This is a genomic window from Nostoc sp., assembly GCF_036917455.1.
GTDB lineage: Bacteria > Cyanobacteriota > Cyanobacteriia > Cyanobacteriales > Nostocaceae > Nostoc.
Genome location: NZ_JBALDK010000119.1, coordinates 1 through 12,166, shown reverse-complemented (window position 1 = coordinate 12,166; position 12,166 = coordinate 1). Strand labels below are relative to the sequence as shown.

Below are 12,166 nucleotides of genomic sequence, written 5' to 3'. Positions count from 1 at the left end.
ATTGTTAAATGAAGGAGGCCTTATTATTAAATGGGAGCGCAAGATTAAAAATAAAGGTAATGCTGTTTATTAAATTTAGCTGCGTAGCAGCTTATATATATTTATCAAGAAGTATTATCAAATCTCATGCTTAAAAAGCATTAAAAAAACAACCGTTCAATAGAGCGTAATATTTTCAAATAACGACAGGAGTATGATAAAAGGGGAGCATCCACTTTCGGCGGATCTACTTTTTTAGATTACCCATATAGTAGGGTTTTTGGAGTACCAGAATTATGTTTCTTCCAAAAGTGGATGCTCCCGATAAAAGCGACTATAGTATCACCTAGAGGATTGAAAAAGCCACAAATATCAGCCTTGTTTGGTCTAGTTTTGGGACTATGTATGCTGCTAATTTGCTTGGTCTACAGTGTGACGCTAGGTGCAGTAGAAATACCTCTAGACAAGATTTTGACATCTTTTATCGCCTTTGATGGTTCTTACGATAGCTTAGTTATTCAGACTGTGAGATTACCGCGATCGCTAATTGCTATCCTTGTAGGTTCAGCGCTGTATCGGGAGCATTGATGCAGGGTTTGACGCGAAACCCCTTAGCAGATCCAGGTATTTTAGGTATTGAATCGGGAGCCGCCCTCTTTGTCGTTGTCGCAACTTTCATTTTTGGCAGTTCATCCTTAAGTACTTACACCCTTATCGCCTTTTTGGGTGCGGGAGTAACAGCAGTATTAGTTTACACCCTTAGTTCTCTAGGACGGGGAGGAGCCACCCCACTGAATTTGACAGTAGCAGGAGCGGCCTTAACTGCTCTGATTTCTTCCCTCACCACGGCTGTCCTGATTCTTAGTCAACAAACACTTGAGCAAGTGAGATTTTGGTTAGCTGGTTCATTATCTGGTCAAGATTTTAATTTATTCTTACAAGTACTGCCTTTTGTCGGCATAGGATTAATAATTGCTTTTGCCCTCGGCAGACAAATTACCACTATGAGTTTAGGTGAAGATGTCGCCAAAGGTTTGGGTCAACAGACAGCTTGGATAAAAATATTTACCGCTATCAGTGTAGTCTTATTAGCAGGAAGTTCAGTCGCCCTGGCAGGGCCAATCGGCTTCATTGGTTTAGTCGTTCCCCATATAGTGAGATTTTATATTAAAGCTGATTATCGGTGGATATTACCTTATTGTGCAGTTTTAGGGGCTATTTTGCTTTTAATCGCAGATATTGCTGCCCGTGTATTGCTCAAGCCGCAGGAAATACCTGTAGGTGTCATGACAGCAATAATTGGCGCTCCCTTTTTTGTCTATCTGGCTAAATCTAAGGTGAAAAAATGAAGGTTGATTGGCTAGTCATTCGTTCTCCGGCGATATCTTTCCGAATTGACCGACGTGTACCAGTCATACTGTTATGTTTGGCAGTAGGGATTGTAGTGGCAATGGTGATGAATGTAGGGCAGGGTGAATACCCAATCTCACCTTTAGATATAGTGAAAACTGTATTGGGTTTAGATACAGGAAACCCAGACCATGTATTCGTGATTCAGAATTTGCGTTTACCCCGCACCCTTGTAGCATTTATGGTAGGAGCGGCGCTAGCAATCTCTGGTACTATCTTTCAAGGACTGACACGTAATCCCTTGGCAGATAAAGGTATTATCGGGATCAATGCTTTGGATTGCAATGGCGCTGGCGCAAGATACAGATATTTTACTTTTAGATGAACCGACTACTTTTTTAGATTTAGCGCACCAAATAGAAATTTTGGATTTATTGTATGAGTTGAACCAAACTCAAGGACGAACAATTGTAATGGTGCTACATGATTTAAACCAAGCGTGTCGTTATGCTGATTACTTAATAGCAGTCAAAGATGGTCGATTTTTTGCTGCTGGGGAACCAAAGTTAGTGATGACTCAAGAAATGGTTCAAGAAGTTTTTAGATTGGAGTGTCAGATTATTCTCGATCCTGTTGTGGGAACACCAATGTGTTTACCTATAGGACGCAAGGGAAAAGTAAATAGTAAACCAATTTACTGAAATTCATGATGTAATTTGTGCTAAAACAAAACGGTGTAAATCCAACTTCGCCCATATTGTACTAAAGATATAGGAATTCGGTTTGATTTGGAGAAAATATCCGTAGGATGTGAGCGCGGAGAGTACGGCATCAAACCCTTGAAAATAGTGCGTTACTACAATACCTAATTTCGTTCAAAAATCAAATAGTAATCCTATATCGCTCTCATCAATTACCTAACTACAAACAATAAACAGTCGTGACAATCACATCAAAATCTTCCATAGCGCCTAATAAGCCTAGCAATTCAGCCCATCCTTTACAACGCGTGCTTAATTATGGAAGACGCTATCGCCAACAAATTTGGCAAGCAACATCATTTTCAATCATTAATACGATATTAGATTTAGCACCACCATGGTTGATTGGTACTGCGGTAGATATTCTCGTCAAGAAGGAAGATTCCCTAATTGGAAAATGGGGAATTAAAGATACATTTTCGCAATTTTTGTTGCTTTCATCGATCACTGTCATTATTTGGATATTTGAATCGCTTTCTCAGTATGCTTATGATAGACTATGGCGTAATTTAGCCCAAGATATTCAGAATGATTTACGCTTGGATACTTATAATCATGTCCAGGAATTAGATTCAGCTTACTTTGAAGAAAGTAGTACTGGGGGCTTGATGTCAATCCTGAATGACGACATCAATCAGTTAGAAGATTTTTTAAATTTCGGAGCCAATGACATTATCCAGATTAGTACCTCTATCCTCATTTTAACTGTTGGTGCTTTTTGGGTTTTACCTCCCTCCATTACTTTAGTAGTAATGCTACCAATGCCATTTATTGTTTGGGGTTCTTTCGCTTATCAAAAACGTCTAGAATCTCGTTATGCTGATGTGCGGGATAAAGTAGGTTTTCTCAACTCCCGACTAGCAAATAATCTTAGTGGAATTAATACAATTAAGAGTTTCACTGCTGAAGCTTATGAAAGTGCTAGATTGGCAAGCGAAAGCGAAGCATATAGAAAAAGTAATACCAAAGCAATTAAACTTTCGGCTGCATTTATTCCCATAATTAGAATGCTAGTTTTAATCGGATTCACAGCCTTGCTATTTTGGGGAGGTATGGCAACATCTGCTGGGACAATATCTATTGGTAATTACAGTGTCTTACTCGTTTTAGTACAGAGGCTATTGTGGCCATTAGTCTCATTAGGAGAAATCTTTGACAAATATCAAAGGTCAATGGCTTCCGTCAATCGGGTTATGAATTTGTTAGATGCTCCCATCAATATTATTAGAGGGGATATATCTTTACATGCTTCTCAGGTACGTGGTGAAATTAACTTCAAGCAAGTTACTTTTGCTTATCAAGATAGAGAACCAGTAATTAAAAAACTATCTTTACATATTCCCCAAAGTCAAACTATTGCTATTGTTGGTTCTACAGGTTCTGGTAAAAGTACTTTAGTTAAATTACTATTGCGATTTTATGACATTTCTTCTGGAAAGATTACCATTGATGGGATTGATATCCAAAATTTAAATTTACATGATTTGCGTAGTAGTATTGGCTTGGTAAGTCAGGATGTATTCTTATTTCATGGTACTATTGCCGAGAATATTTCCTATGGTACTTTTGATGCTAACGATGAACAAATAATTAGAGCAGCCCAAATTGCTGAAGCCCATGATTTTATTATGCGACTTCCTCAAAAATATGAGACGATAGTTGGAGAACGGGGTCAAAAATTATCTGGTGGACAAAGGCAAAGAATTGCGATCGCTAGGGCTGTGGTAAAAAATCCACCTATATTAGTTTTAGATGAAGCTACATCAGCAGTGGATAATGAAACCGAAGCGGCAATTCAGCGTTCTTTAGAAAGGATTACTGTGAATCGAACAACCATCGCTATAGCCCATCGCCTTTCTACTATTCGTAATGCTAATTGCATTTATGTAATGGAATATGGCAAGTTAGTTGAGTCGGGAACCCATGAAGAATTGTTAGAGAAGAACGGGATTTATGCTAATTTGTGGCGCGTGCAATCAGGGGTAAAATAAAAACAATAGTGTTGCTTAAATGGTGTATAAATCTATACTCTTAGACTAATAAGGTAATAAAATTCCCTCCAGAAAAAAATTAGGAGGGATTATACTAAACAAAATAATTACCATCTATACTGTGACTGATAACCTCTTGTTAGCGTAGCGTCTCAAAGAGAAGGCAATGCCTACAGGTATAAAAATGATATTCGTGTCTAATGGCGATCGCCATTAGACCAATGCCAGAGTTTCCGCTTGCTTATGTTTGAACAGAGCCGATAGCGTAAATGGTAAGATATTTCAGGCATTTAGATACTTTCATTTATGACAAGTGATTGCTAAAAATATGTTGGCTAAGGGAAAAATTCTGTGGTTGAGGCTTTCTCGTCAGATGCTTCGACCCAGACGCTTGGCTTTCGTTGAAGCTTGCCTGATTGGTTTAGTTTCTGGGCTAGCAGCAGTTCTATTAGGACAGGCTGTAGACTGGGCCGGAGCATGGCGAGTCCATCTTTCTTACGTGTGGCCTGCTTATTTGGTGCTACCAGGCATTGGACTGGTAGGAGGAATTTTAGCTGGTTGGTTAGTAGAGCGTTTTGCACCGGAAGCATCGGGTAGTGGGATGTCGGAAGTGAAAGCAGTATTGGCTCGCGTGCCGATGCCGTTAAATCTACGGATTGCTTTGGTGAAGCTGGTTAGCGCTACACTAGTGCTGGGTTCTGGAATGCCTTTAGGACGAGAAGGACCAACTGTCCAAATTGGGGCAGCTTTGGCAAATCAACTTAGTAACTGGGTGCCGACTTCACCAGAGCATCGTCGCCAACTGATCGCCGCCGGAGCAGGTGCTGGGTTAGCTGCGGCTTTTAATGCACCTATTGCCGGTGTTCTTTTTGTAGTGGAAGAATTACTCCAAGATGTGTCAGGTATCACTCTTGGCACTGCGATTTTGGCTTCTTTCATCGCTTCAGTCATTTCCCGACTCTATGGTAGTCACAGCCTCGATCTGAATCATCTGAATTTAGGATTTTCACATACAACTTTCTTCGCTCAGGAAATCCCTTTCTACTTCATTTTGGGAGTGCTGGCTGGGCTACTAGGTATTCTGTTTAATAAAAGTATTCTTGCAAGTCTGGCAATTAATCGGCGTTTACTAAACCTGAGTTTACCCTGGCGAATTGGAATTGTGGGGCTAGTGACTGGTGTTGTAATAGCTCTGTTACCTATAACTTTTCGTAATAATGCTGGGTTGAGAGAAATTTTGCTTGTAGGTAGTGGTGATTGGCTATTTGCAGCGATCGCTTTTTTAGTCCAGTTTATCCTAATTATTTTAACCTACGGCTCAGGTGCGCCAGGGGGTTTGCTGGTTCCCACCTTGGCATTAGGATCTGCCCTTGGTTACTTAGTGGGTGCTACCGAACAGAATTTGCTGGGAATGAGTGCTGCAACAACCTACGCTCATGTGGGAATGGCTGGGTTTTTTAGCGCTGTCTCTAAGGTACCAATCACAGCAGTTATCATTGTGTTTGAGATGACGACAGATTTCAATCTGGTGCTACCGTTAATGATTGTATCTGTGATTGCCTATTTAGTAGCGGAAAAAATTGATCCGCGATCGCTCTACGATCTTTTACTAGAGTGGAAAGGGATTCACATTACAAAAGAGGCAAGCACAGAAGGGCTTTTAGCACAAATAAGTGCCGCAGATGTGATGCAGCGACGTGTCGAAACCCTATCTAGCCAGATGAGTACTGATGAAGCGATGCAGGCATTTTCTGATTCTCACCATCGCAACTTCCCAATTTTAGAAAATGGTAAAGTTGTTGGTATTATCACTCAAAAAGATTTAGTTAGTCTTGCCGCACAGCATTTAGGTGGAGATACAACTATCAGTGAGATTATGACACCTGAGCCAGTAACAATAAGTCCCACAGCGACACTGGCCCATGTACTGCATATACTCAATCGTTATCACCTAAGCTGCTTACCTGTTACAGAAGGTCGGAAGCTAATCGGAATTATTACTCGCAGTGATATTATTCGTGTAGAAGCAGAGAAGTTGAGTGGTAATACCCAACAGATAGAATCGAAATCAGTACCTTCTTATGTGATTTACCAAACTCGCGCTCCAGCTACAGGCAAAGGAAGGTTACTATTACCACTTTCACATCCGCAAACAGCCGAGACTTTACTAGAAATGGCAGTTGCGATCGCCAAAGATCGCAATTACGAAATAGAATGTCTCCAAGTGATTATTGTTCCATCTAACCGTATTCCATCTGAAACACCAGTACAAATTACCAAAAGCCTTGAGCTTTTGCAAAGGGCAATACTGTTAGGAGAGAAGTGGCGGATTCCCGTTCACACCCAAATCCGAGTTACCCATAATGTTGCTGGGGCAATTTTAGAGAGTGTCAAAGAGCGGCACATTGATTTGGTGTTGATGGGATGGAAAGGCAGTACATCAACTCCTGGTAGAGTTTTCAGCCGAGTGGTGGATACCATAATTCGACAGGCAAGTTGTGATGTTGTCTTGGCTAAATTGCATGATAAAAGAGCTTTTGATCGTTGGTTGCTGCCAATGGCAGGTGGCCCTAACTCCAGCCAAGCAATTAAGCTATTACCTGCTCTTACTTCCTTAAGTACCTCGCCCCAAATCAAGCTCTGTCAGGTTTTCCACCCTACTGGCTCCATTCCTGACACAACATTATTGGAAAAATCTGTCCACTTTCTCCAACGCCGAGTTAAAGGTAAGGTGGTGGCTACTCCAGTCCAGGCCAATTCTGTTTCTGAGGCTGTACTTGAGTGCGCCAAACAAGACAATAGTGATGTGATTGTTCTAGGGGCTAGCCGTGAAAGTCTCTTGCAACAAGCGATTCAAGGAAATATTGCAGAGAAGATTTCTCGCAAGAGTAGTTGCACAGTGATTATGGTCAAAACTTAATTATGTAGACACAAGCCATTCTTACAGGTAGAATCATTGTACAAATGAGCTAGTCTGGAATTATTGATTTTGATTGTTTGAGATTGTAGTATTAGTTTTATCTTTTTCTAGTTCTCTTATTAAAGAATCAAAACCGCTAGCGTTGTTTCCACCTTTGGCTAATAAAGACTGAATTTTATTTATTATCGCACTCATATTATCCGAGAAAAATCTACCAAGATTATTAACAAAGTTTTTCAGCTTCTCAAATATACTAATTTCTACAGTTGAGTACTTATTCACAATTGGATATACAACTTTCCCTTTTTCTGTTTCATAGTACTCTTGCTCAGGCATCAACATAGATGTAAGTGGTTGCACCTGTTTTGCCATATCTGCTTCAGTTCGTTTATGGCTGAGGAATAAAACATCGTAAACTTTGCCGTTCCAGCTAGCCCAATAATGGTTTTGGAAAAACCACCGCTTACCATCATCACAATTAGGTTTTTTACCTTGGTGCGGTGTAACTCCCGCTTCACTCACAAAAGGCTTGGCAATGCTTTCAATTGTGATTTTTTCGATGCCAAAATACTCTTCTGCAACCTTTTTAAAAGTCCGAGCTAATGTCTGATAATCTCCTTCTGGAGAGCCTTTTAATAGAGTTTCTGCACTCTTGCTCACCATTGTGTATTGAAATTGGATATTTCCAAAATTTTTGAATAGTTGTTCCAGAATTTTATCTTCTGGTAATGTGTCATCTATGCCATTTACTAGTGTTTTAGCTAGTGAGTAATCTTGTAAAAATTTTTGTTTTTTATCTGCTGAATTATTTGCTACTAATATTTCTTCAGAGCTTGCTTGTTCGTTTGTGCTAGCTGGTAGGTTCGTTTGCTCTCCTTCCTGGGTTTGCAGAGTAGGTAGATTAATTTGGCTAACTACAGAAGTAGCTACTCTATCCGCTTCTTGCTCATATCGATCTCCTTGTTGACCAATAGTGAGTTTTGGCTGTATTAGTGGTTCTAGGAGGGGTTGCATTTGTGCTAGTGAGACAGTATCGGCACGTTTTATCGCCATTTTGTCAATGTTATGACCAAATTGGGCAGAATGTTTCTTTCCTTGCTGCAACGACTCATTCATCTTTGCTTGTAATACAGTCAGTCGTTCCTGTCCCTCTGGCGTGATAGTGCCGTGCTTGGCTTGGATTTGGAGTTTTGTTGCCTCAAACCGATCCTGTTGAAATTTCTGATTCTCTACTTTCGCCTGTATTATAGGCTTGTGGGAGCCAAGTTGAGAGTGATTAGTTAACAGTTGCGTAGGCGTAGCCAGTCTTAGACATTGCAACTGACTTGGTTCTGACTTAGAAGCGGATGAGTCAGCTTTTTTGTGGATTTGTAGCCGTTCTTTCATCGCTGGTTTCAAAAGTCAATAGTGGGTAATCTATATATTATGTCACTTCAAATTGCTTGATTACTTATACTTAAGTCGAATAGCTGAAACTTTCATTTTCAGGCAGGGGCAATTCATGTATTGCCCCTCTACTGTGTAGTTTTGCGTAGGTTAAGAACGCCGTACATTCAAGCAACACCATTCTTTTCGTTTCCACAGGGTAGCTACGACCCAACCATGTTTTTCTAAAGCGTCAGCAACAGCTTTAGATTGTTCTAGTAAAATACCACTGAAAATCGCCCAAGTTTCAGGTTTAGCGATCGCACTCATTTCTGGAATCAACTCAATAATCACATTAGCCAAAATATTGCAAACTATACCGTCCACTGGTTTCTCAAGCAGTTTTGTTAAAACGTCTACACTTCCCAGTGTTGGTAGTAAACGTTCTGAAGTAATGTCATTCAGGACACCATTACTGATAGTTGATTGCACCGCCAAAGGATCGTTATCTACTGCATAGACTTTCTCTGCTCCCAGTAGCAGCGCTCCAATGGAAAGGATACCAGAACCACAGCCAATATCCGCAATTATCAGGTGTTCATGTTTTCCACCAGTCCCCACAAAGGACTGAGGAACTCCACTTAGACGCATTTCCAGGGATTCCAAACATAACTGAGTGGTGGCATGGTTGCCTGTACCAAATGCTACACCTGGATCGAGACGAATCACTAACCGTTCGGTTGTTTCTGGCAATGGTAGCCAAGCGGGATTAATTAGGAAGCGATCGCCGATTTCTTGCGGATGCCAATATTGTTTCCAACTAGTTGCCCAATCTTCCTCATCAATTAACTGCCATTGCAGTGAGGGAGATGAAAGCCCTACACAAAGTGCATCTTGACGCAACCATAGCGATAGCGCTGCCAAATCTAGCAGCTGCGTTTGAAGTGTCGATAAATAAGCCCTAACTAAAGATGAATTTCCTTTATTTTCACTAGCTGTCCCACGACAGCCAAAATCTTCCAGTCGCCAAAAGATTGAATCTTCTAGGTCTGGCTCACATAAAATCTGTAGTTCCCACCAGGTGTTTGCCATCTTTAGAGTGCTGTTAGCGCTAGCGGGGCGTTTAGCCCGTGGTGAGTGGTGAGTGCTGAGTATGAGGGAGTTAGGAGTTAGAAGTTTTCTTTTTCACTTTTCTATCACTCAGCACTCACTACTCAGCACTCACCACTCATAGAGTTACTGTATACGCGTCCCGAATACCAGGGACTTTTATAATCTCATCCAAAATGCCCTCTGGTAAAGGGTCATCTATACTCAGAGCCATTACCGCATCACCACGGACGATTTTACGACCTACTTGCATACTGGCAATATTCACATTAAAACTGCCGAGTAGGGAACCAAGTTTGCCAATAATCCCCGGCATATCGCGGTGCAGGGTAAACAGCATATATTTGCTGGGTGGGACGTTAATGGGGAAACCGTCAACATCGGTTAGGTGGATTTCCCGCTCGCCTAGCAAAGCACCTGTGACCGAATGAGTACCTAAAGTACCTGTGGCTTCTAGATGAAGCGTTCCGGCATAGTCTCTGATGGAAGCATCACGGGTTTCAATTACCCGAATTCCGCGTTCTTTGGCTTCTATGCTGGCATTGACGTAATTTACCCGTTCCCGCAAAGCTTGGTAAAGTAATCCTTTCAGGGCAGCTACTACCAAAGGCTGACTTTTATTGGTTGCAAGTTCCCCTTGCAAACGAATATTGAGTACTTCCACCCGTCCGCCAGCTAGCTGTCCTACTAGATTACCCAGAGTTTCTGCTAGTTGCATGTAGGGCTTGAGTTCTTCCAACACGTCGGGACCGAGTCCAGGAATGTTGACGGCTGAACGCGCTGGTAATCCTAAAAGGACATCCCGAATTTGTTCAGCTACATCAATAGCCACATTCACTTGAGCTTCGGCGGTAGAGGCTCCCAAGTGAGGGGTGAGGATAACTTCTTTGCCTAGCGATCGCAATTCCGATTCCCCCAGAGGTTCAGACTCGAATACATCCAAGGCTGCACCGCCAATTTTACCCGCTTTCAAAGCTGCTGCTAAAGCTACTTCATCAATAATCCCACCACGAGCGCAGTTGATAATCCGGGCTGTGGGTTTCATCTTTGCCAGAGTTGTGGCATTGATTAAGTGGGTGGTTTCTGGGGTTTTGGGGATGTGTAGGGTAATATAGTCTGCTTGCTGGAAGAGTAAATCTAGCTCCACCAACTGACAGCCAAGCTGTTCGGCTCGTTCTGTAGAAATAAAGGGATCGTAAGCTAGGAGTTTCATCCCCATTGTCTTGGCTACAGCCGCAACATGGGAGCCAATTTTACCCAAACCGACAACGCCAAGAGTTTTTTTGTAGACTTCCGCGCCGACAAAGCTATTGCGATCCCACGCACCGCGTTTCACCGAAGCATTAGCATCGGGGATGTGGCGAGACAAAGCCAAAATCATTGCTAGTGCATGTTCGGCGGCGGCAATTGTATTTCCCTCTGGAGAATTGACTACTACAATTCCCCGGCGTGTGGCTGCGGGAACATCCACATTATCCACACCCACGCCAGCACGACCGATGATTTTTAGCTGAGTGCCTGCTTCAATGATTTCTTGAGTGACACGTGTACTAGAGCGAATCATCAGTGCGTCATACTCACCAATAATTTCGAGCAGTTGGGCTGGTTTTAGACCAAGTTTGACATCAACGGTAGCAACTTGCGAAAGAATGTCAATTCCAGCTTGGTCAATAGAATCTGAGACAAGAACCTTAGACATGATTACTACATTTAAAGCTACAGGTTTTGCTGCACAAGACTTTTTAGTTTAGTCTTTATCTGTCGCAATTCAGCAAAATTATTTGTTTGAATATCAACTTAACCTTTACCTACGCTACGTGCTGATGGTATCGAAGCGTGAGTTGCTTCCAATAGGTACTCCCTCCTAAGTATTTAAGAATGAATGGCTGTTTGCACCACCCTGTCGCTAAATATAAAGCATTAATAGCACTAAGCACCTATATATTTATTAATAGTTAAGAGTTACCAAAATTTTATCAGCTTAAGCAATTTCCTTGGTGGGGAATAAACGCTTGTATGCTTGACTGGGCTGCAACTTTAGCAGAGGCAATGCTATACACAACCAGGAAACGAGCTAGTAACTAATATATCTGTCGAATCTTATCTGTTTCTCATTACCACAAGTGGTATCTCTTAGTCAAAGCAAAACATTGCATGATTTAAGATAATCGGATTGTGATAGCTAGAATTTAGGCATCAAATAAATTTTATTGCTCATGATTCCGGCAAATTTAAAATTGTTTAGTAATTAAAAGCTAGCACTTATATTCAGTAGAGTACTAATGTACATTCAATACTCTACTGAATATAGTTGCGGAAAAATCGCTATAATTCTGGTGAGCCAAATATCCTTTGAGTTTTGGGGAAACCAGCCATGTTAGAGTACAACTTGCCAAGGTACTTACCCTCAGCTGAGGAGCTACCAGACTCTGACGAAACACCTGTGGATAATGAACTGCAAGAATTGATACCAGGTTTGCTGAAGGCGATTCTGCTAATACTTTGGACAGAACGCATGGACTGGCTATTTGCCATAGATATGGGTATTTATTATCACCCTGATAAACCGCCCATTGTGCCAGATGGGTTTTTGAGCTTAGAGGCTGTTTGAAAAGTCGAATAAGTTGTAAAAAAGCTCTCTAGGTATACGCTGTGAATAGATAGTAGACAGCACCGAGAGAGCAACATGA

The 12,166-nt window shown here is 41.5% G+C and carries 5 protein-coding genes and 4 pseudogenes; 6 read left to right on the top strand and 3 right to left on the bottom strand.

Annotated elements, in window-relative coordinates:
• Window positions 1–294: 294 nt before the first annotated feature.
• The 5 genes and pseudogenes from V7K42_RS12885 to V7K42_RS12865 all read left to right on the top strand — a co-directional run bounded on the left by V7K42_RS12885 (window position 295) and on the right by V7K42_RS12865 (window position 7,001).
• A pseudogene (locus V7K42_RS12885) lies at window positions 295–1,328 on the top strand (FecCD family ABC transporter permease).
• A pseudogene (locus tag V7K42_RS12880) lies at window positions 1,325–1,663 on the top strand (iron chelate uptake ABC transporter family permease subunit); the annotation flags it as partial. The pseudogenes V7K42_RS12885 and V7K42_RS12880, both read left to right, overlap by 4 nt.
• Window position 1,664: 1 nt before the next feature.
• Window positions 1,665–2,030 (top strand): annotated as a pseudogene (locus V7K42_RS12875) (ABC transporter ATP-binding protein); the annotation flags it as partial.
• Window positions 2,031–2,269: 239 nt separating this feature from the next.
• A complete protein-coding gene (locus V7K42_RS12870) occupies window positions 2,270–4,081 on the top strand; it encodes an ABC transporter ATP-binding protein (protein WP_334916699.1) in 1,812 nt (603 codons plus the stop codon).
• A gap of 328 nt (window positions 4,082–4,409) precedes the next feature.
• Window positions 4,410–7,001, top strand: coding sequence for a chloride channel protein (locus V7K42_RS12865; RefSeq protein ID WP_334916701.1), 2,592 nt, complete (start codon window positions 4,410–4,412; stop codon window positions 6,999–7,001).
• A 60-nt stretch (window positions 7,002–7,061) separates the two neighbouring features.
• Here the strand turns inward: V7K42_RS12865 and V7K42_RS12860 are convergent, their stop codons facing one another.
• From V7K42_RS12860 to serA, 3 genes are all read right to left on the bottom strand, one after another.
• Window positions 7,062–8,387, bottom strand: coding sequence for a hypothetical protein (locus V7K42_RS12860; protein WP_334916697.1), 1,326 nt, complete (start codon window positions 8,385–8,387; stop codon window positions 7,062–7,064).
• Between the two features lie 150 nt (window positions 8,388–8,537).
• Window positions 8,538–9,458, bottom strand: coding sequence for a 50S ribosomal protein L11 methyltransferase (gene prmA, locus V7K42_RS12855; protein ID WP_334916695.1), 921 nt, complete (start codon window positions 9,456–9,458; stop codon window positions 8,538–8,540).
• A gap of 136 nt (window positions 9,459–9,594) precedes the next feature.
• A complete protein-coding gene (gene serA, locus V7K42_RS12850; protein ID WP_334916693.1) occupies window positions 9,595–11,175 on the bottom strand; it encodes a phosphoglycerate dehydrogenase in 1,581 nt (526 codons plus the stop codon).
• 675 nt (window positions 11,176–11,850) lie between these two features.
• Between serA and V7K42_RS12845 the strand changes: the two are divergent.
• Window positions 11,851–12,075, top strand: a pseudogene (locus tag V7K42_RS12845) (hypothetical protein); the annotation flags it as partial.
• Window positions 12,076–12,166 lie beyond the last annotated feature (91 nt).